Source organism: Pantoea sp. GM01 (genome assembly GCF_000282675.1).
GTDB classification, from domain to species: domain Bacteria; phylum Pseudomonadota; class Gammaproteobacteria; order Enterobacterales; family Enterobacteriaceae; genus Pantoea; species Pantoea nemavictus.
The window spans coordinates 41,515-62,217 of record NZ_AKIU01000005.1 but is presented as its reverse complement, the minus strand read 5'-3'; the positions used below and the strand labels follow the sequence as shown (position 1 = coordinate 62,217).

At 48.3% G+C, this 20,703-nt stretch carries 15 protein-coding genes and 2 pseudogenes; 5 read left to right on the top strand and 12 right to left on the bottom strand.

Features of this window, described 5'->3' with window-relative positions; genetic code table 11:
- The 6 genes and pseudogenes from PMI17_RS01950 to PMI17_RS25285 form a co-directional block, all read right to left on the bottom strand.
- Window positions 1-1,332: an LLM class flavin-dependent oxidoreductase gene (locus PMI17_RS01950; RefSeq protein ID WP_007885518.1), complete on the bottom strand. Its 1,332-nt coding sequence runs from the start codon at window positions 1,330-1,332 to the stop codon at window positions 1-3.
- Window positions 1,333-1,358: 26 nt separating this feature from the next.
- Window positions 1,359-2,423 (bottom strand): extracellular solute-binding protein, encoded by a 1,065-nt coding sequence (locus PMI17_RS01945; RefSeq protein ID WP_007885516.1) that lies wholly within the window; start codon window positions 2,421-2,423, stop codon window positions 1,359-1,361.
- Between the two features lie 74 nt (window positions 2,424-2,497).
- Window positions 2,498-3,586 (bottom strand): ABC transporter ATP-binding protein, encoded by a 1,089-nt coding sequence (locus PMI17_RS01940; RefSeq protein ID WP_007885510.1) that lies wholly within the window; start codon window positions 3,584-3,586, stop codon window positions 2,498-2,500.
- 394 nt (window positions 3,587-3,980) lie between these two features.
- Window positions 3,981-4,994 (bottom strand): glyoxylate/hydroxypyruvate reductase A, encoded by a 1,014-nt coding sequence (locus PMI17_RS01935; RefSeq protein WP_081496519.1) that lies wholly within the window; start codon window positions 4,992-4,994, stop codon window positions 3,981-3,983.
- Window positions 4,927-5,388 carry a DUF1028 domain-containing protein gene (locus tag PMI17_RS01930; RefSeq protein WP_369751405.1) on the bottom strand — a complete coding sequence of 154 codons (462 nt, stop codon included), beginning with the start codon at window positions 5,386-5,388 and terminating at the stop codon, window positions 4,927-4,929. Before PMI17_RS01930 ends, PMI17_RS01935 begins: the two co-directional genes overlap by 68 nt.
- Before the next feature lie 744 nt (window positions 5,389-6,132).
- Window positions 6,133-6,249, bottom strand: a pseudogene (locus PMI17_RS25285) (transposase); the annotation flags it as partial.
- 449 nt (window positions 6,250-6,698) lie between these two features.
- Here PMI17_RS25285 and PMI17_RS01925 point away from each other — a divergent pair.
- Both PMI17_RS01925 and PMI17_RS01920 read left to right on the top strand, forming a co-directional pair.
- Window positions 6,699-7,406, top strand: coding sequence for a hypothetical protein (locus tag PMI17_RS01925; protein WP_238541525.1), 708 nt, complete (start codon window positions 6,699-6,701; stop codon window positions 7,404-7,406).
- A gap of 477 nt (window positions 7,407-7,883) precedes the next feature.
- Entirely contained in the window at window positions 7,884-8,768 is an 885-nt protein-coding gene (locus PMI17_RS01920) for a RepB family plasmid replication initiator protein (RefSeq protein ID WP_007885504.1), read from the top strand.
- Between the two features lie 709 nt (window positions 8,769-9,477).
- Here the strand turns inward: PMI17_RS01920 and PMI17_RS01915 are convergent.
- Both PMI17_RS01915 and PMI17_RS01910 read right to left on the bottom strand, forming a co-directional pair.
- Window positions 9,478-10,095, bottom strand: a complete 618-nt coding sequence (locus PMI17_RS01915) for a hypothetical protein (RefSeq protein WP_007885503.1) — start codon at window positions 10,093-10,095, stop codon at window positions 9,478-9,480.
- Between the two features lie 80 nt (window positions 10,096-10,175).
- Window positions 10,176-10,913: pseudogene (locus PMI17_RS01910) on the bottom strand (tyrosine-type recombinase/integrase).
- A 324-nt stretch (window positions 10,914-11,237) separates the two neighbouring features.
- Here PMI17_RS01910 and PMI17_RS01905 point away from each other — a divergent pair.
- Both PMI17_RS01905 and PMI17_RS01900 read left to right on the top strand, forming a co-directional pair.
- Window positions 11,238-12,281: an SIR2 family protein gene (locus tag PMI17_RS01905; RefSeq protein ID WP_007885501.1), complete on the top strand. Its 1,044-nt coding sequence runs from the start codon at window positions 11,238-11,240 to the stop codon at window positions 12,279-12,281.
- The gene (locus PMI17_RS01900; RefSeq protein ID WP_007885498.1) at window positions 12,278-14,125 is read left to right on the top strand and encodes an ATP-binding protein; all 1,848 of its coding nucleotides are present in this window, start codon (window positions 12,278-12,280) and stop codon (window positions 14,123-14,125) included. The genes PMI17_RS01905 and PMI17_RS01900 overlap by 4 nt, the downstream gene beginning before the upstream one ends.
- 786 nt (window positions 14,126-14,911) lie before the next feature.
- Here PMI17_RS01900 and PMI17_RS01895 read toward each other — a convergent pair.
- Window positions 14,912-15,898, bottom strand: coding sequence for a ParB/RepB/Spo0J family partition protein (locus PMI17_RS01895; protein WP_007885492.1), 987 nt, complete (start codon window positions 15,896-15,898; stop codon window positions 14,912-14,914).
- A complete protein-coding gene (locus tag PMI17_RS01890; protein ID WP_007885489.1) occupies window positions 15,895-17,103 on the bottom strand; it encodes an AAA family ATPase in 1,209 nt (402 codons plus the stop codon). Before PMI17_RS01890 ends, PMI17_RS01895 begins: the two co-directional genes overlap by 4 nt.
- 469 nt (window positions 17,104-17,572) lie before the next feature.
- Here PMI17_RS01890 and PMI17_RS01885 point away from each other — a divergent pair, with 469 nt between their 5' ends.
- Window positions 17,573-18,448 carry a hypothetical protein gene (locus PMI17_RS01885; protein ID WP_007885484.1) on the top strand — a complete coding sequence of 292 codons (876 nt, stop codon included), beginning with the start codon at window positions 17,573-17,575 and terminating at the stop codon, window positions 18,446-18,448.
- 187 nt (window positions 18,449-18,635) lie between these two features.
- Here PMI17_RS01885 and umuC read toward each other — a convergent pair whose 3' ends face one another.
- Both umuC and umuD read right to left on the bottom strand, forming a co-directional pair.
- Complete coding sequence (gene umuC / locus PMI17_RS01880; protein ID WP_007885483.1) at window positions 18,636-19,907, bottom strand: translesion error-prone DNA polymerase V subunit UmuC; 1,272 nt, start codon at window positions 19,905-19,907, stop codon at window positions 18,636-18,638.
- A complete protein-coding gene (gene umuD, locus PMI17_RS01875; protein ID WP_007885482.1) occupies window positions 19,908-20,348 on the bottom strand; it encodes a translesion error-prone DNA polymerase V autoproteolytic subunit in 441 nt (146 codons plus the stop codon).
- Window positions 20,349-20,703 lie beyond the last annotated feature (355 nt).

Below are 20,703 nucleotides of genomic sequence, written 5' to 3'. Positions count from 1 at the left end.
TTAGCGGCTATGGCGATTGGCAGGACGCGCCAATCCCAGATGGTCACGCAGGGTATTGCCACTATAGGCTTTGCGATATACGCCTCGGCGCTGCATCTCCGGGACCACTTTATGAATGAAGTCAGAGAGATCGTCTGGCACTACATGGAAGCTCATCATGAAGCCATCCGCTGCGCCGCTCTCCATCCATTCCATCATGTGATCGGTTATCTGGTCAGGAGTACCGCACAAAGTAACCTTACCGCGCTCATAGCTGGAGTAAAGCTGACGCAGCGTCAGTTTTTGCTCGCGAATCATGCCCGCGATTTGGTTGAAATATGCCTGATGGAAATTGGCTTTCGCCGGGATCATCTCCACTGGAATCGGCTCATCTAACGGCAGCCCACTAAGGTCGGTTTCCAGATCTGCGCTGAGGCGCATGACGCCGACGTCAGGGTGGATGAGACGCTGCAACTCCTGATATTTATCTTGTGCTTCGGCCTCGCTTTCACCCACCATTACCGACAGTCCGGCCATGATCTTCAATGATTCAGCATCGCGGCCAAATTGCGGTAAGCGGCCCTTAAGGTCAGCATAGAATTTCTGCGCTGCGGCCAAATTGGGGTCAGATGCGAACACCACTTCGGCGGTTTCTGCCGCAAAGTTTTTACCGGTCTCGGAAGAACCCGCCTGAATAATGACGGGACGCCCCTGTGGTGTACGACGGATATTGAGGCCGCCAAACACTTTGAAGTATTTACCCTGATGATCAGTGACGTGATATTTCTCAGGATCAAAGTAAGTAACGGATTCACGATCATAAACAAACGCATCGTCTTCCCAGGTATCCCACAGGCTCTCCACCACCCGGTAAAACTCATGCGCTTTGACATAGCGCTCGTCATGCGGTGGCAGCTTGTCGAGACCATAGTTTCGGGCTGCATAATCGTTAGCCGAGGTGACAATATTCCAGCCAGCACGCCCATGAGAAATATGGTCGAGCGAGGCGAACAGTCGAGCAATATTGTACGGCTCGTAGAAGCTCGTTGAAGCCGTGGCACCCAGCCCAATGCGCTGAGTCGCACCGGCGATGGCAGACAGTAAGGTAACCGGTTCGAAACGGTTGTTATATTCCGGATTACGGCTGTGAACGTGCAAATTATTGGTACGCGTCGCTGGGGTATCCGCGATAAAGAACAGGTCAAACAACCCCTTCTCTGCCAACTGCGCCATCGAACGGTAATAGTCTATATCAGTCGCCGCATCCAGTGGCGCACTGCTTTTCAGCCAACAGGCAGGATGGTCACCCTGCGGTTGGGCCAATAAACCTAGGTGAATCTGTCGTTGAGTCATATCTTTACTCCTGAAACAGTGACGAATTAGCCCTCAAGGAGCCATTCCTGGAAACGTTCATTAACGGCGTCATAGTTTTTCGACCACCAGGCTTCGTCGCGACGCTGTAATCCCTCCAGATTTTTTGGATAGGTCGTCAACAACTGTGCTTTGCTTAGGTCCATCATATTCAGAGCCTTCGGATTACTCGGACCATTGCTGGTCATCGCGGAGTAAATCGCCTGCCGTTCAGGATGCATGCAGAAGCGCACAAACTCCTGCGCCTGCTTCAGCTTTGGCGTACCCGCCACAATTGACCAACCATCCACGCTGTACGTCCCCTGCCAGGCGATGTTGACCGGCGCGCCGGATTTAATGGCCGCAATCGCACGAGCATTCCAGGTATCTGACATGTCTACTTCGCCGCTTTGCAGCAATTGGGTGTTTTGAGCCCCGTTTGACCACCAAACTGAAATGGATTGGCGAATCTTGTCCATCGACTTCATCGCTCGTTCGATATCCAATGGGTAGAGGTCTTTAGGCGCGACCCCGTCAGCCAGCAGCGCCATTTCCAACGTACCGCTTGGTGAACGATAGAGTGCACGGCGTCCGGGATATTTTTCGGTATCCCAATAATCTGCCCATCCCTTAGGTTCATCGCCTTTGAACCTGTCGGTGCGATACGCCATAACCGTACCCCACACCGAAAACCCAAACCAATTCGGCGTCACCATACCTGGCAGGATGTCTTTACTTTCTGCCATATCCAGTGGAGCGATGTAGTTTTTATCCTGCGTCAAACGCTGCACGTTATCGGGCGTAACCATGGCCAGATCCCAGATATGTGAGCCTGCATCGACCGCAACTTTGAACTGCGTGACAGGATCGGACTCATGTGCAACGTTGGTAATGCGAATACCGGTTTCTTTTTCAAAAGGATCATAAAAAGCGGCTCGCAACGCAGGGGCCAGAGCACCTCCGTTGTCGGCTATTACTAACGTGTTATCAGCAGAGAAAGCTCGGGGTATCCATAAAGACGGCGCAGAGAGTGCCGCACCGGTAACGGCAACGGTCTTGATAAAATCCCGTCGGCTGGCTGGTTTTTTTAACATCACTCATCACTCCAGATTATTGATATAAAAGGAATTTAATGAAATGTATCACTGTCACGACATTCAGAATCCAATCAGGATCCAATCAGGCGTGCATCGGAGGTTTTCCACTGAAGTGCAACCCGGTCTCCCAATTGACGCGGAAGGTGACCAGCGCTTTGTCGTGCAGTCATCAGGGTGCCACTGGCGAGTTTGATCAGCAGGCGCGTTTCTGAACCGACATAGATGCTTTCCACCACTTCGCCTTCCAGATAGCCCCCGCGTTCAGCCAATTCAATGTATTCCGGGCGAATCACCATCGTGGCGTGCTTCTGACCCGCAGGCAGCTTTGAGGGCAACGGCAATTCGCCATCCTCACAGCGCAATAACCCTTGCTCGGTAACTTCGCCACTGAGTTTGTTAGAGATGCCGATAAAATCTGCTACGAATGCGGTTCGCGGGCTCTCATAGATTTCCAGTGGCGTACCAATTTGTTCGATCTGCCCGGCGTTCATCAGACAAACGCGGTCAGAGAGGGCCAGCGCCTCTTCCTGATCGTGGGTGACAAAGATAATGGTGGCACCGGTTTCGCGATGGATACGCTTGATCTCTACCTGCATGTTTTCGCGCAGCTGACGGTCAAGCGCCGACAACGATTCATCCATCAAAATCAGCGACGGCTGATATACAAGGCATCGAGCCAGGGCGATGCGTTGTTGTTGTCCCCCCGACAGTTCACGTGGAAAGCGATGTCCAAAGTGAGCCAGACCAACCATCTCCAGCGCCTGCGCGACTTTGCGGCGAATTTCCGCTGCAGCAGTTCGACGCATCTGAAGCGGAAATGCGATGTTTTCATCGACGGTGAGATGGGGAAACAGTGCGTAGTTCTGAAAAACCACACCAATGTCACGCTGATGCGTTTGAGCCAGTGTTTTATTGACACCATCAATAAACAGCTCTCCGCCGCTCGGTGTCGTCAGACCACAAATGAGCTGTAACAGCGTGGTTTTACCTGAACCCGATGGCCCCAATAAAGTCAGCAACTCACCGGTACGGACTTCCAGATCGACGGGATGTAACGCAGTGGTTGTTCCGTATACTTTGGTCAACCCTGCAGTACGCATTTTTATTTCTGGCACGGCAACAGAAGAATGTATTCCATCCTGGTGAGAGAAATATGACATAGTGCGCTCCTGATGCAGGTGAACGAAATTAACTTCTAAATATTTTGCACTCACGGGTTGCGCAGTTAATATTGTCGCAACTATTTAATTATGCTACTTCCTGTGGGATACACTATGCATTTAAAAAACGAAACCATGCAATTAGCAATTATCTTCCCTGAGCATTTAAAAAAACTATACCAACAAAAAACCCATTAAATTCATACCTATAAAAAATAAAAAAACACAAAATGTTCATATTTGTTTTAAATAATCACCTGCGAACTCAAGAAAACAAAAAAGAGAGCAATGCCTCATAATGTCGCAATTGACGCGCAATAATGATGCAACCTGACAAATATTAGTGCAAAAGGTAAGGTATAAGAAAAAAATGTATAATTCCGGAAGAAGTTAATCAATAACCCCGTTCTCTAATATAGAGTAATGGTATTGGCTGCCCCGCACGATCAGCTTTTATTACAGCAATCGCATGTTCTGCTTTAGAACGACTCGATATCAAGGAAGCCACGTGGCTGGTGATAATGATCCCGGGATGTCGCCATAACCGATCGTCTGGAGTCAACGGTTCTTGAGGAAACACATCCAAAATTGCACTACACAAGTGGCCACTATCCAATGCACGCAACAATGCTTCACTATCGAGTTGATTCCCACGCCCGGCGTTAATCACACTTGCGCCGACGGGTAATTGATTGAGGATTTCATCATTAATCAGATTTCGTGTTAGCGGCGTGTCAGGTAATAAATTTACTAACACATCACTGTGGCCTAAGAAGGCTGGCAAAGCTGAATATCCGTGAAAAGCGTTAACGCCATCTAACTGTCTAACGCTGCGCGACCAACCATTTACCTTGAATCCATTGGCCAGCAACCTCTGCGCCACCACTGTTCCTAGATTACCCATGCCAAGGATGCCTACTCGGGTCTGACTCGCCATTCCACCTCGGAGTTGATTTGACCAACACTGTTGACGTTGGGCTGCAATGATCTGCGGCATTTGTCGCACCAACATGTATGCAGCCATGGTGACGTAATCTGCCATGCGATCCGACGTTTCGTCGGTCACCATGCGCGTCAGCGGAATGTGTGCAGGTACCAGAGGATCACAGGTAATGTGATCAACACCCGCACCTTCACTAATTATCACGCGCAAATTCGGATATTGCGCCAGCCGCCCCGGTTCAGGCCGCCAGAGCAGTGCATAATGCACCGCAGAAGGATCAACAGTGGCATCATCCCATAGGGCAAGCTGAATACCCGGCACCTCGCGGTCAAAATACGCTTGCCATTCGGCCAATTCACCACGCTGGATAAAGTTCAGCAGTAGTGTCGAGGATGAACTATTCATCACCGTGTGCTCCATTATTTTTTGATTTAAGAGGCTTAAATGCGCTTGAATCGTAAGCATTCATCTGCGGCTCATATGCCTTCATAAGTTGTTTCAACGACTGCCCATGACTCAGGTCAACCCAGCCCACACGCCAATTCACCACCGGCAGGGCATAGCCATTGACTACTTTCACTGCCTCTGACTGCTCTGACTCCACTTCGCCTCCACTATCAATCCCAGCCTGTAATGCTGCCAGCAAACGCGTGGTTATCTCACCCGGAGTTGCTTCAAACACTGTATTAAAGGCATTGATGACCACGCGCCAATATTTTGCCTGCTTCGACACAGTTGTCTCCGTTCCCCACGTTCCGAATACCGAGTATTTGGCTGCCACTGGCGTGCGCAGAATTCCCCCCGCATCAATAACAGCAACCTGTCGATACTTACTGACGCGATTTTCAACCATGCTAATGTTCAGCGCCTGCTTAATGGGTGTGCCTTGCTCCCATTGCCATAAGACTTGCAGACCCGACAGAGCAGTCAGATGTTTTGGTATGACACAGCACTTACGCAGGCCTTCATTTCAGGGCAACGCGCCCCAATTGCAATGCTCGCTGCACTCGATACATAATTTTTCTGATTCAATGCAGCATTCCGAGTTTGAATACGTAATAACTCCTTCCGGAAATACGATTTTCATGAAACAAGCCATGAGATAATTAATTTGAAAAGTGAGACTATGTGAATTGAATCGTGGTTAAAACCATTAAAAATCTAAGCCCCCTATAAGAAAAATATTACTTGCGCTTCATGAATTTTAATTATTCATTAATTTCGCGGGGCTTAACTCTAAGTGACGACAGTATCCTGTAGATAAATGATCCTGATGCGTTGGTGCATTGTTCCCCCGATAGGCTAAGTTTCACCTCGATACTTCCACATCATTCTCATTATCCAGTTGTACTAACTTTTCACCGTCATAAGTTAGATCGGTAAACGGGAGTGTTGTAAGTATCCCGATCAACCGAGGTATTCGCTTTCAGAGATTTACCGAAATATCGACTATATCTTCCTGAGGAGACCGCTATGAGCATCTTCACTTCATCAATCACCAGATTCTTGCTGCTCTGAAGTTTGTCGAAGCCGGATGATCCTGACCCGAAATCCTGCGCCATTTAGAAACAGAATTCCGGCATGATAATGACTCCCCTGAGCGGAGGTTGTGGGTGGTGATATCAAGACGTGTTGCAACGCTGGAAACCGAATAACCACGATCGACAACCTGTTTGACCGCTTCAATTTTAAACTCTTCGGGATAACGCTTACCGCTCATGGGCACCTCTCTTTAAGTCATCTTAAATGACTCTGAGTGTCTAGATTATCCGTGGCGATTCAATTTGGTTTAAAATGGCAAACGCGATAAAAACGACATGCGCTTGATCCTTCAGCGACTGACTGACCTGATTGAGGGAAGAAAGTCTCCGGGCAATTTTCTTCATACCCAGCCGCACGCAGAGCACTTACTATGTTGCAGCGCCAATAGCTCCCAATGCAGCTGTTCACAAATGCATTGTTGCCTTTACAGCACAGAAAGCTCTGTTTCTGTACCGCAGGCTTGTAACTGTTGAATAAGCTCTCTTCCGGTTACAGCATATCATCCATACGGTTAAACTCACCGGCATCAACTGTGGCGCTCTAACATAGGATGAAGGGATATTGCTGGCTGAAGTGTGGCCAAGAGGAAAGTAAAACACGGCAAAACTGTTTTTCAGCCTTAAGTTATTGAGTGCTGTTTCATCCATTCCTGTACTGAAGATGCGGGCTGAGCAGGCTGAAGCAAACATTCTTCGTGCCTGCGATGATGCGGATTTACCTGGGGCAATAACGCAGGATGTTTTTCAAGATGAGCATGTAGACGATGATGGCAACAGATTTCCGTATACACAAACCTACTATACCTGTGGTTCGTGTACCGGCATCGATGCCGATGAGGTCAGACTGGAGTTTAAGCAGCTGATCACACAACTTACCCGCCGTTCTGCTTTTCTTACGATGTACGGTTTGTTTGAGCACTGTATGGTCGGGTGCCTGAGTGTCATGGATCATCTTTTCGGGGAAATTACGGGTAAACCTTTTAAGTATATTGCGGACTGCCACAGGCGACTGACTGGCACTTTTGGTGGCGACGGTATCAGAGATCTTGATCACCTTTCTGCGATCAGAAATATCATGGCCCATAATGACGGTGTTGCTGACGCCTACAGGGATCGGTTAAAGCCGAATTCTAAAACGTCCCCTTCTCAGAAACAATATTTCAGCGCAATACGGCGTGCAATGGATGAAAACGCCGGTATTGCAGTGAACAGCCTTAATTGTGTGCTGATGGATAGCAGGTTTCTGGCCTACGCAGCGGGGGAATTTGAGCGTTATGTTGGTGAGCTTGAAGCTGCTGTATACCATTACCGGGAGCAAAATCCGGGCAGGCCGTAAATATCTGCCTGATTAATGTAAACCTTCCGACAATCAACTTCAGAGCCTTTATGCCTGCCGGTGAATGCTCACCAGTGACTCAGTCCAATCCACCGGCATCTGAACCGGCAAAAACGGTGAGCTGCCATACTGTTTACTGTATGGCTGTGAGGCGTTGGGCAAGCCGCCAGGCGCGGCAGGCTTTGGTTTTTATCAACATATCCACCGGATAGATCAATTCTTTTAAGATCATAAGAAGATCATATTGAGATCATTAGAAGATCAAAAGAGATCACCAGCCTTCTATCTTAATGATCTTATAGGGTAAAACCCCTTTTCTGGTATTCACTTTCATGAAAAAGGTATCTACTTTCATGATAAGGGTCTCCACTTTCATGAAAAAGGTCTCTACTTTCATGGTAAAGGTATTTACTTTCATGCTATAAAGGTATTCACTTTCATGACAATGCGATTTTTCTGACCTGTGGGTGTGGATAAGTGGGAAACGACAACAAAGTCATAGACATAAACAACCCTTTTGCGATCGTTAAAAAGGATTCAGAAACAGTTTATCTACTGGAGCCGAACAGCAACAAAACCGTTCAGCCGGTGGCATTGCTGCGCCTGAGTGTCTTCACACCCGTGGCACCCAAGGAAAAAGGAAAGCGTGACTTTCTGATCGACGCATCAGACGAGCTCTCCAGTCTGGAAGTCGCAAAGCGCGAAGGCTACACGGATATCAAGATACAGGGCGCCAAGCTGAGCATGTCCACGGATTTCAAAACGTGGCTCGGCATAATCATGGCCTTTTCCACTTATGGCTACAGCAGCGAAACCATTCGCCTTCCCTTTACCGAGTTCGCCAAGATGTGCGGCATCAAGTCCGCCGATCTCAACGCCCGCTCGCGCAAGCGCCTGCACGACTCGCTATTCAGCATTTCCAGCGTGACGCTCGCCTTCAGCAGCAAGGATGGCAAGAAATCCATGTTCTCTCACCTGGTGCAGCGCGCAATGCTGAACATGAACACGGATACGGTAGAGATCACGGCGGACAGTAATCTATGGGAACTGTACCGATACGATCACAAAGTGCTGCTGGGCCTCAAGGCGCTGTCTGAACTGTCCCGTAAGGAAGCCGCTCAGTCACTTTATATCTATTTTGAGAGTATGCCCGGCGGTACCCTCTACATCTCCATGAAGCGGCTCAGAGAGCGTCTGGCGATGGGTTCGCCCGTCAAGCTGCAGAACTCGATCATCAGGCGCGCAATGGCCGACCTGATGAAGATAGGCTACATCGATTATACCGAGCTGAAAAAGGGCCGTGAGATCCAGTTTGTTATCAGCAGTCGCTCTCCCAAGCTTCAGGCGTTACCCGGTCACTGATTTCCCGCAAAGGTATTCACTTTCATGTACGGGCAGAGAAGTATGAAGTGAACGCAGAAGGTATCTACTTTCATGAGCGCTTACATGCGGGAATGTAAATCATCCGGGTCCTCCCGAAAGGTATTTACTTTCATGTGTCCCGTCCTCCGGCAGACCCCATCCCTGACGGCAAAGGTATCTGCATTCATGCAGACGACTGCTGAGGTATATGCTTCCATGAAGAATTCGCTGTGAAGGTATCTACTTTCATGGAAAACACACTCCCATCCTGAGGAATCTCATGAAAGTGGTTACCTTTCGACAGGCAATAACTCACTATGCATGAAAGCAGATACCTTTCGGCCAAGCCCCTTCCCGCTGCTGCATGAAAGTAGATACTCTCTGAAGATACACGTTGTGTCGCGTGCGTCTTTCATGCCGGCAGTAAATCAGAGCATGAAAGTAGATACTTTTTAGTCACGCTATTGCGGAAAAGGAATATCTTAAGTTTGTAAGCACACACTTACCATTAAGGCTTTGTAAAACGTGGATATTGAATTCCCCGGCTCGTTTTGTCTTCCACAGTAGTGAAAAGTTGAACCAGGTATTAACGGGCGGGATCGGGTGCAGTGAAAAGGTATCTACTTGCATGTATGCGGCAATATGAGCTCCTACCGTGCATCCCGGTTTTTAAGGTCTTGCATGAAAGTAGATACCCTTTTCCGTCCGGCTACACTGTCACTTTTTCCGCCTGCTGACTCTTTTCATTGCTTCTTCCACGCGAACTCTTCTCCAGAGCATTAAAGGCTTCCACGCGGTCAAACATCTCGCGGGTTGCACTTCTGAATGGGACCATCGTAAAAATCATCCACGGAAGCCAGATGAAGTTGACAAGCATGAATGCAATGACCATGGCCTTCCACGCGATCAGCGCCTTAAACAACAACACCAGAATGGCAACCATCAACCCTGTACTGACAAGGATGTTCAGCCAGGACATCCAGAGAAATCTTTCATACCAGGTATGGCTGAAGTGGATTTTACCGTCCCGTTCGCTGAGCCAGGTACGCCAGAGTGAGAGGTAGTTCGCGCGCACATTCCAGTGCAAGGCAAACTCTACAGCCAGATCCTGCAGCCTGTGATTGAACAGGCGCGTCAGCTTCCATAGACTGCGCTGGCGCAGCTCGCGTTTAAAGAGTGTATCGGCCCCGTCTTTCAGGTAGTCCAGCGTAAGCATGTGATCCAGCCTGCGCTTCTCACTGTTGATCAGGCTGCGGGCGATACCCGCAGGGTCTGCCCTGACGAGCCAGGCGTGCACGACCAGCACTGCCGGCAGAATCAGCCACACTGACGAACACCTTCTCGATCAGCTCATATGCCTTTGCAACAATCGCTTCCATTTTTATCTTTCCTTTTGATGAATGATTTTCAGGCCGGCGGCAGGCTTCTCAGTACGGCCGCCGCTTCGGCGCCCTCTCCGCTGAACGAGTCCGCGAGCGTGGACGCCACGTCCAGCGCAAACACCCTCGTGTACACCTCTATCGATCGCGCATCCTTGTGCCCAGCCAACGCCTGAATCACCTTAAGCGGCTGGCGGTGGTACAGCAGGTGCATGATGTATGAGTGACGGAACGTGTGCGACGTTACCGGCACCGAATAGTGCACGCCGTCTCCTGCGGCGCGCGCGACCGCCGCCTTCAGCCAGTTGCGCATGGTTTCGTCGGTCATCTGCCATAGCGGTTCGCGCCGCTTCGGCCTTTCGCTGGCCAGCCAGATCTCGACCTGGCGGACGTAGGCGGGATCGGTGAGTGGCACCAGGCGCACCGCGTCCTTCGGCGGACGGCCGCGCCGGCTCCTGACCTTCTCAGACAGAATTTTAACGAAAGGCCGGGGCCCGTCGATCACAAACGACTCGGGCGTCAGGATACAAGCCTCGCCGATGCGTGCGCCGGTGTTCCACAGCGTGCTGAACAGAAAGTGGTGGCGCCGGTCGGGCATGTAGTGCAGCAGCGCGGCGACTTCTGGCGCCAGTAAATAGAAAGGCGTCGCGCCATTGGCGGTGGCCATGCGCCTGAGCGCCACCGCGGTGACAAAATCGGCGCCGGGCGCGAAGCTGAGCGCGCTGACGCGTTCTGATGAATTCTACTGGGGAATGAGGCTGTTCATCCGTTAATTATCACGTAGTGATGTCCGGGGGGAATGCACTATTTCCCCGCATCAGGGCTGCGGGAGCCAGACCAATAAATCGCGGAAAAAGGATCCGGCATTTGGTTTTACCCGCAGATTAGCGGGTTATCAAAAGCCCGTAAAGGATCCTTTTTTTCCCCGAAAGCCGCCCTTCCCCTTGCGGCGCAAGGCCTGCGGGCCCGATCCCGCGCATTGGCATAAATGGGGTAATGCCAGGTCAGAGAAGAAGTGATGTAAAAGTGTGCAGTGCGGCGCTAAGATGGGTGGATACAGAATAATCCTAATACTTCAGGGACGGATCAGATGGCACTACAGCGCGCCTTTTACGGTAACGACGGCGACAGGGACTACTTTGAGCGGGTGTTTCAGTCGGCTAATGTCAATTTTCTTATCGGTTCCGGCGCATCGCTGCCTGCCATTCAGGTGCTGGGGACAATTGAAAACGATCTTCAGAAGCTTATCGATGATGAAAAGGAAGACGAGTATTTTGCGCTGGCCGCGCAATTTTTAACGCAGGTCTGGTTGCCGCATAATTGCATGCTGGAACGCGGCGCGGGCGTTCCCTTTGGACCTGATGTAATCACTAACCTGGCGCTTACCCGAGAAAATTACAAAACCTTTATTGCTTCGTTGGAAAAAATACTGACGCGTCGCCGTACTGGCCTGCTTCCACGGCGCATCAATGTGTTCACGACGAATTATGATTTATTCATTGAAGAGGCCGCCACCCATAATAACAATATCGTCTTCAATGACGGGTTTCATAAATGGATGGATGTCTGGGGTAACGTTGAATTTGATACAGGCAGTTTTAATTATTCCCTGAGTTCTACCGGGAACTTATACAACTACAAAGTTGAATTACCCACGGTAAACTTTATAAAATTACATGGCTCGCTTTCCTGGGAAAATTACGACGGAAAAATAAGTTATCGTATACCCGACCAAAAACCGGCCGCTTTTACCTCTCCAGACCAGATGAAAAAATGGGTTCTCAACCACGCACTCATCCTTCCCCGTAAAGAAAAATTTAAAGAGACCCTGCTGCAGAATGTTTATTATGATCTGTTGCGAACGTATTCTAACGAGCTTGATAAAGAGGCCACACTTCTCTTGGTGTTTGGGTTTTCTTTTGCTGATGAACATCTGGAAACCCTGACGAAAAAAGCTCTGCGCAATGCAACGCTGAAACTGCTGATATTTGCTTATGATAAGGCAAGCGCAGACGGATTTATGGAGAAATTCCGGGATTATTCCAACGTTGAGATCATTCATCGCCCGGGAGGCAACGTTGATTTTTTGGAAATGAACAGGATTATTACGTGCTTTCTGGGAGGCACGAAATGAGCGGACATTTTACCGATTTAGAAGCGGTTCTGAGGGTGGGAGAAGTCTGCGAGGTGTCCGGGCGTTCAGTGACCATTCTTGTTGATAAGAACAAGAATCTCAGCGACCTGTTTTTTCAGGGAAAGGTCCTGAGAAACGTGTCTGTTGGCAGCTTCATTGAAATCAAGAAGGGCTTCATGAGCCTGATTGGTAAAGTAGAAGCAGAACGAGTCATTGAGGAAAAGCACCCTACCGGCAGCGGCAGCGATGCCTGGCGTTACCGTCGCTACCTCTCGGCTTCCCTGACGGGGTATATCGATCGTAACGGGAGCTTCATTGGTGGTTCGCGTGAACTGCCTCTTATCGGCAACGAAGCCTTTGTGGTAACCGAGGAGATGATACAGACGGTCCATCAGATAGCTGGCGCCGGCGAAACCGTCATGGCGTTTACCCGAACGGATCTTGAAGATATCAGTATTGCGCTACCGGTCAACGGTCTCATCAACTCACATATCGCTATTTTCGGGAATACCGGAAGCGGAAAATCTAACACGCTTGCCGCGCTTTACCAGGCCGGCATTGAGCAGATAAAAGGCCAGCTCGGGGAGCGTTTCAGGGAAAGATGTAAATTTATCCTGTTTGACTTTAATGGCGAATACACTGGCCCGCAGTGCATAACGGAAGAGAAGACGGTGTACAATCTCAACACGCATCATGCAAATGGCGACAAGCTTCCCCTTCCCAGGGAGGTCCTGCTTGAACATGACATGCTGTCCGTCCTGACCGATGCAACAGACAAAACGCAGAAGCCATTTCTTAAACGGGTGATTGATTTTCGCCTGAGAGTCATGAACAGCGACGACCCGATTCAGTTTATGCGAAATATTCTGAAGAAAAAAGTCAGACAAAATCTCTTCACTGGAGATAAGGCAAAATGCGATGCGGTGCATCAGCTTTTTGGACCCATATTTAAAGATGATCCGGATTTAATTGCTGACTTGGAGTTTCATTCACAGGCAGGCAAGTGGAGGTTACGAGGCGGTAATATTTTTAATGCTGAGGTGGATGCCGAACAATCTTACATTTTCAGGCTGGCATGTAACTTTCAATTCAAAAATGACATGATTGAAGACCTTATTGATTTTATGTACCTTCAGCTAATTCAGGAATATTTATCTAATAAGTCAAATCCTGAACACATCTCACCCGTCATAAACAGAATGAATGCGAACAGGAAAGATATCGCCAAGATTTTTGATACAACGGGTCAGCGGAATTTCTGGAACGATAAAAACTTCGCCATCATAAATCTAAATATGGTGAATATAACAATGAAAAAAACGCTTCCGCTTTTGATAGCTAAATGGGCTTATAACTTAAAAAAATTATCGCTCGTTCCTTCTACGTTACATATGATTATCGACGAAGCTCATAATATTCTGTCTAACACTTCGTTTAGGGAAACGGAAAGCTGGAAAGATTACCGGCTGGAAACTTTTGAAGAGATCATCAAGGAAGGCCGAAAGTTTGGCGTTTTTATCACTATCTCCAGTCAGCGACCCAATGACATTTCATCTACCATCATTTCTCAGGCGCATAACTATTTCATACATAGATTGATTAATCAGAACGATTTGTACGCTATCGAAAAGTCAGTATCCTACATAGACAAGCTGACTGAAGAATCAATTCCTACCCTTTCTACGGGCACCTGTATATTCAGTGGTATCGTCAGTCCAATGCCCCTCAAACTCAGAGTTTCGGAACTCGCTCCTGAACAAAAACCCAGAAGCAAAACGATTTCTTTCATGGACCTACTCGCGGAGCAGGAAAAGGACTGGGACCCTGATGACTTAATATTTTAATCACTAACTGGTGATAATTTTTGAGGTAAAGCCTCCCCTGGCAGTTGGCCGGATGACTTTTGAAGGCGTCGCTACGTGAATTCTGAGTAACTTATGCTGTGCAGAAGAGCCAATTTTTAATTTTTTGGGTGTTCTGCTTTCTGATGGTGATGAACTCATTCTGACTGACTACAGACTGCGCTACTTGTCATGAGATTAGCACCAAAGGTCTGAACCATATGGCGTTAACGCGTGACCAGCGTGAATACTTCCTTAAAGTACGACACTTCTATCAAGAATGTTCCCAGATGCCAGGCAGGTATCTGTTGATTAAGCGGTATCTGGACTTACATAGAATTCTCAACAACCACGGTCGTAACCTGTTGATAGTCTTGAATCTCTATTCTGATTACCTAGAATATTTCGATATTGTATTTGTTCCCGTTAATAGATGCACAACGCGGCAGATTTGTATGGAAGCGTGCTGGCGAGCATTGCTTCGGGGCTTCCTTTGCCCTCTCATCTGGCTGCTCAATTAGCCATACATATGTACTCATTGTCAGCCGTTCATCTCTTAACGGATTGCATGTTCAATTGAGGTTTTTTACAAGAATTGAAGTCTTCAATGGAAATGCCGCATAACGTAAAGCATAAATTACTGACGATGCCTTTAAAAGCGGATATGTTGTAATTGCACTACGGGAATTTCAATGTGAAATATTGATTTTTACTTTCATTAAAACAGCTAGTTATGTGTTATCTGGAGTGGGTATTTTCGGGGCCATCGGAAGCGTGGCCCTTTCTAAATTAATCACTTTTCGATTCAGCGATCATGCGTTCAAGAACAGCTTTAACCGCTTCATCCAGCTGAGCCTGGTAGGCTGCTGGAAGACGCGCGAACTCATAGGTAACCAACCGCTTTTCCGCATCCGTCTTCTTACGTGCATACTGTTTTTTATCTGCAAAATCAGCAAACTTTTCGGTAACGATTTTTTTACTGTCCCGTGTAGGTTTAGTGTCCGCACTTTCTGCGCGAAAGAGGCTAATGATTTTAGTTTTTAGGGACGTGTCATCCATCAGGCCAGTGGTTTCGTTACTCAGACGATCACGTACTCCGTCTGCCAGTGCCTCAGGGCTGATTTTTTTTGCTCTGGATTTCTCAGCAATATCAAGTAGCGTCTGATAATCATTAATAGACAGCTCGCTGACTGATGGGAAAACGGCAATCATTTCATCGGGAACTGATGCAGCCTGGAACGCACGCGTAACTTTCGCGGCGGACAGGCCTTCTGCTTCCGCAATATCGGACTGATTCGTACCGTTTGGATACATTAATTTAAGGCGTTTACCCAACTCTCGCAACGTGTGCTCTTTTGCCGTCTGAATATCTACAGCCAACTGGCGTGCATCAGCCAAAGATAGAGCATCACGTGTTACGAGGACTTCAAATGGCGTGTCATTGAAGATACAGGCTGCGCGGCGGCGCGAGCCATCCAGTATCTCAATCCGCCCTTCCACCTCACGACCAATTGCCGGGAAGAACTGCTGAAGCTTAATCGTGCGGGCAATATCGCTGACCGATTCCTGCGTCAGGAAATTCTGGTCACGGCCATTAACAGACGCATCCACAAAGGTCTGTGCTTCAATGTCATCATGCAGAATCTTTGTGAGCGTAAAGCGCGCCTCTGCACCGGATTTAAGGGTGAAGACGCGTTCATTCTCAGACTCGCTCATCATTTTTGAGAAGCTCGAGTTTCCCAGCTGGCGACCCAGTTTTACCATTTCCTTTTTCATTTGATTCCCCTTACAAACTCGATTCGTTTAAACACCGCCTGCGTAAATCGTTCTGCTTCGCGTTTTGCATTTTTCAGTGCCTCTGTACTACCCGGATATGAGCTGGGGTCGGCGCTGACGATGGTGTCGAAGCTTTCCCCGCAGCGCTCAAACCCATCCAGACGCGGAAGGGTCGCATCGAGAATGTGAGAGGTGAACACATCCCGGGCAAGGCCATGTGTCATCTCATGATCGCGCTTTGAGGTCATCTTGGACATAAAACCAATATTGCCCTTAATCTGCGGCGTGATGCCCTCCTCCTCTAACTGTTCGATCATTTCCGGCAAGCGAGTGAGATATTTGAGCGTAGAGTGAAAATCAACCTGGGCTGGCGGAGTAGGCGTCAGAAGCAGGTCACTTGCAGCCAGTGCATTGAGCATGAATGCATCCAGATGCGGCCCTGTATCAATGAAAATGAAGTCATAGTCTTTGCCTACGCGATTGATAATGGTCTGGCGAAGAACATCCGAAGGAAGCATGTCAGGAAGATGCTGTCTGACGAGGTCATTCCACTGACTCGCGATAAAGCCATCATCAATGGAGGCCGGGATAACGTCCACGCCAGGGATAATGGTGGGCTTAATGATGTCATCTTTTAACTGTTCAACGTCCAAGTCATTCAGCATTGCCTGCGCAGCCGTTTCCATAATTGATCCAATGCTGTTGGCATGATTCAGAAACATTGTGCTGGAAGCCTGTGGATCGAGGTCAATCACCAGAATACGCAGGTCGTGCTGCAGCAGATCCTGATGAACGCGCAGGCCATGAGCCAGGGTAACGGTACTCACTGTTTTTGAGACGCCTCCTTTCAGGTTTACGACAAATACAACAAAGGGGCCTTCACCGGCATGCAGATCGCGATACTTAGGAACCTTACGATGGGCATAGATGTCTACCACGTCCTGAATGGTCAGCGCATAATGCTTTGCATTACCCGCATCCTTTTTCCCGAAAACATGACCCTTCTCTTCCATTTCATCTATTGCCTGCTCAACGGCACGGCGGCTTAACTTAGGAAGGTTGGCAACCGAATTGCGAGTGAAAGTCTGATAGTACTGATCAAGACCAAACTCATTACGTCTCACAGTAATGTCGTCACTCATGCTCCTCAGCATTGCATTTGCTCTGCGTGCCGTCTCGTCTAATCCGCCGTAATTACTCTTCATTCATCCGCTCCGTTGGCAATCAATGAGTTGATTGTACGCAATATAATTGTACGTGCAACATTTAACGTAAATTCATAAAATGTTTGTACGTATGGAATTGGTTTGATCACCCAGTTCGTAAGTTGCTAACGAAATCGAAGTAAATCAAATTGCGACGCTGTTCAGCAGTCTGGATGGCCACTCTCCCCGTTTCCAGCATGGCTCGTTTTGTAAGCCTGAATTTCAATATTACCCGAGAGAATTTCATATTTAACCATATGATTTAATTGAATAAATTCATTCAATTTCAACCTGAAATTCCCGCATTTTCATGATGAGTTTAAGCCATAATCAATGCGAAACTGTTCCGAATAAAATAACAAATGAATGTTATCCTAAAAAAATGCTTGATGTGGGCATCAGCCCTAAAGCTTCTGGTTATCATCTTGCCCTAAGATTCTGCAGTATTCACTACACTTAGGGACGAAAAATGAAATTCGTGACTAAAGCTGTACTCTTATGTCTTGCACTGCCCTGCTCTTCCTGGGCTGTTGCGGCAGTCTGTTCTTCCGGACAAAAAGCTGCAAATCAGATTAACGCCTTAATCCTTATAGACCAGATACCATCGAATGCGGTTCTGAAAAACATGAATATGCAGTTCGAAAGCGATGATGGATTTATGCGGGGTACCGGCACTTTCTCATTTGATCATTGCGGCGGGTTGCTACAGGCCGATTTTGCTCATGAGAGAAGTGACAAATCATTACGAGGCATTCTGGCAACCACCTTTACCTTGCACGTTAGCCGGCGGGTCTATGGATGGGATACAAATATAGCCTTACGTAATTCTCTGACGGAAACTTTGACGCAAAAAAACACCCTTTTTGTTGATTCTCATATCAAAGGAATTTACCTGGTTAACCCAAGGGGAATTATTGAAAGATCCGGTGATATTACTGAAGGAGTTTATGGCACTTTACCGCTAACAAGCAGAGCAATGACCCATTATCGTCATACCTCTGATGGTCACTTAATCAGTATTAAAAGAATAAGCTCTTTAAAGTCCGACCAATCATTTACTCAATTCGGATACAACAATGCTAGCCAGTTGATTGGCACGCAATCTGCTTCGAGAAAAACAGAATACAGTTATGACAAAACAGGCAGCCTTGCAGAAGAAAGCAGCATTCAGACATTTTCCACTATCGAGAAAACGGTAACACGCTGCAATGAATGGGATATGTATGATCAGTGCACCAAGGCATTTGAACACGTTACCGTGATTATCCCAGGTATTGCTGGAGGCAAGGACAAAATTGAAGAGCATGATGTGAACGTTGAGAGCACATTTACCTATTGGGATTAGTTCTCTTAGCGAAGACACAGGTGTGTTGACTGACACGTCGTCGACCACCGCCAAATTGAAAATTTTGCAGATCACTTTGCTTAAGCTCCTGTAGGCAGTCAGATAAGCCACCATCTATCGAATACTGACGCTCATCAAATGCGAAAGCTAAACTAGTAGGTGGCGTGGCAAAGCAGATGGTTGCTGATTAGCATATTCTGGCAATGGGCAGCTCCTTCCAGTTGGTTGTCCACGCTTTACTTAGCATCTCTCGTTTCATCTTCCATTCCGGCTGTATGCCTTTTCCAGCAAAACCTATGCTATAGCGTCCTGAACGGTTCATTGCGTCCATCAGGCTCATCAGAGCTTCACTTCCTGGGCGGGGAACTTCATTATCGAAAAGACTCAACTGTGCAACACCATTCGGTCTTAGCTCATTAAGCATGATGCCGGCTTTGGCATAGCGGAAACCTGGGCGCCAAATTGTGTCCAAAGACTTTACAGCCGCCTCAATGATGCTGCGCGTGTCCTGCGTACCAACGCGTAATCTCACAAATGCCGTGTTGCCATAACCCGGCTGACCGGTATCAAAAGGGGATGTGCGAATAAAGACGGAAACGTGATGGCAGAACTGACGGTCTTCTCGTAGCTTTTCACCCACACGCTCTGCGTAAGTGCAGATTGCCTGACGCATGGCATCATAAGTTGTAATACGCTCACCGAAACTCCGGCTAACCACAATCTGCTGCTTTGGTGGGGGAGCATCTTCCATTAAAATGCAAGATTCTCCGTTAAGCTCACGAAGTGTGCGTTCCATTGTGACGCCGAAGTTTTTGCGGATGAAAACAGGAGATGAGCGAGCCAGATCCAATGCGGTTTTAATGCCGAGCAGGTGCAATCGTTTCCCAATTCTTGAACCTACGCCCCAGAGCTCCTCAACTGGCTGGCGCGTGAGAAGCGCTTCAGTGCGCTTCTGATTTCCCGGAGTAAGCGCAAGCACGCCCTCAAACTGTGGCCATTCTTTACTGGCCCACTGAGCTGACTTCGCCAGGGTCTTCGTAGGGCCTAGTCCGACCCCAACTGTCAGGCCGGTACAGGCTCTAACATGCGCACGGATCCTGTGCCCAAAGTCTTCATAGGGCATGGTCAGTTCCATACCTGAGCAGTCACAAAACCCTTCGTCTACTGAATACACTTCCAGGCGCGGAACCATCTCTTCAATACAGGACATTACCCTAGTGCTCATGGAATGATAAAGCGCGTAATTGCTGGAGAAAAAATGGATCTTAACGGGGAACTGCTGATTTTTAATTTTGAACCAGGGTTCTCCCATGCGTATATATTTTTTGGCTTCTTTGCTTCTTGCTATAACGCAGCCATCGTTATTTGAAAGGATGCAGACAGGCTCATTCCTTAGCGAGGGCTGAAACGCTTTCTCCACGCTTGCATAAAATGAATTCACATCGATAAGCCCAAACACTCAATTTCTCCGGCGCGTGGTGTGAACGAAATGGATGACCACGCCGAAAATCTGAAGCGAATCAGGATCGGGTTTGATTATGGGGTAGGCAGGATTCATTGGCTGCAGAACCGGCCCGTCAGGCGTGATCAGCAGGCGTTTTACCGTAAACTCGCCGTAAACCTCCGCGATGATGATGTCGCTGTGTTCAGGTTTCAGTGAGCGATCAACGATAAGCAGGTCACCGTCATACAGGCCAATGTCCTGCATGCTGCTTCCCTGTGCGCGCAGGAAGAAGGTGCTTGCCCTGTGAGTGATGAGATGTTCATTGAGGTCCAGCTCCTGCTCAGCGTAGTCCTGGCAGGGGGAGGGAAACCCGCAGGGTACACGCTCAAGAAATAACGGCCGGAAACGGGGAGGCGGATTTGACGCCGGGTTTATCAACTCAAAGGCGTTGAACATAAAAAGAGTCTCGCATTAAATGCTGTATATATTTACAGTATTATTAACTGGCTTTCAGGCAGACGCAAGATGCTGTTGGCAGGGGAGGGGAGGTAAAACTGTCCGTTCGTTGATTTTTAAAGCGATATACCTAGCCGAGTGATTAAAAAATAATCGGATGTCTGCGCGCTCCTGACTGCACGGTCTGCAGCAATCTATCCACAGCTTTAGGTATAAGATGTGCAGGGCTGATGTGGATAACGGCCCCTGCCGCTCTCCGGGCGTGGCCTGCGTAACCCGGTTCATCCCCAGATTCGGTAAAGCGACCTCAGCATCCGCGCTCGGGAACGCAGGGCAGGGGAATGACGCCACATAT

What these genes read in the sequence shown, in the direction of transcription:
- PMI17_RS01950 (WP_007885518.1), bottom strand. Translation starts at nt 1,332, where the DNA reads ATGACTCAACGACAGATTCACCTAGGTTTATTGGCCCAACCGCAGGGT.
- PMI17_RS01945 (WP_007885516.1), bottom strand. Translation starts at nt 2,423, where the DNA reads ATGTTAAAAAAACCAGCCAGCCGACGGGATTTTATCAAGACCGTTGCC.
- PMI17_RS01940 (WP_007885510.1), bottom strand. Translation starts at nt 3,586, where the DNA reads ATGTCATATTTCTCTCACCAGGATGGAATACATTCTTCTGTTGCCGTG.
- PMI17_RS01935 (WP_081496519.1), bottom strand. Translation starts at nt 4,994, where the DNA reads ATGCTTACGATTCAAGCGCATTTAAGCCTCTTAAATCAAAAAATAATG.
- PMI17_RS01905 (WP_007885501.1), top strand. Translation starts at nt 11,238, where the DNA reads ATGGCACTACAGCGCGCCTTTTACGGTAACGACGGCGACAGGGACTAC.
- PMI17_RS01900 (WP_007885498.1), top strand. Translation starts at nt 12,278, where the DNA reads ATGAGCGGACATTTTACCGATTTAGAAGCGGTTCTGAGGGTGGGAGAA.
- PMI17_RS01895 (WP_007885492.1), bottom strand. Translation starts at nt 15,898, where the DNA reads ATGAAAAAGGAAATGGTAAAACTGGGTCGCCAGCTGGGAAACTCGAGC.
- PMI17_RS01890 (WP_007885489.1), bottom strand. Translation starts at nt 17,103, where the DNA reads ATGAAGAGTAATTACGGCGGATTAGACGAGACGGCACGCAGAGCAAAT.
- PMI17_RS01885 (WP_007885484.1), top strand. Translation starts at nt 17,573, where the DNA reads ATGAAATTCGTGACTAAAGCTGTACTCTTATGTCTTGCACTGCCCTGC.
- umuD (WP_007885482.1), bottom strand. Translation starts at nt 20,348, where the DNA reads ATGTTCAACGCCTTTGAGTTGATAAACCCGGCGTCAAATCCGCCTCCC.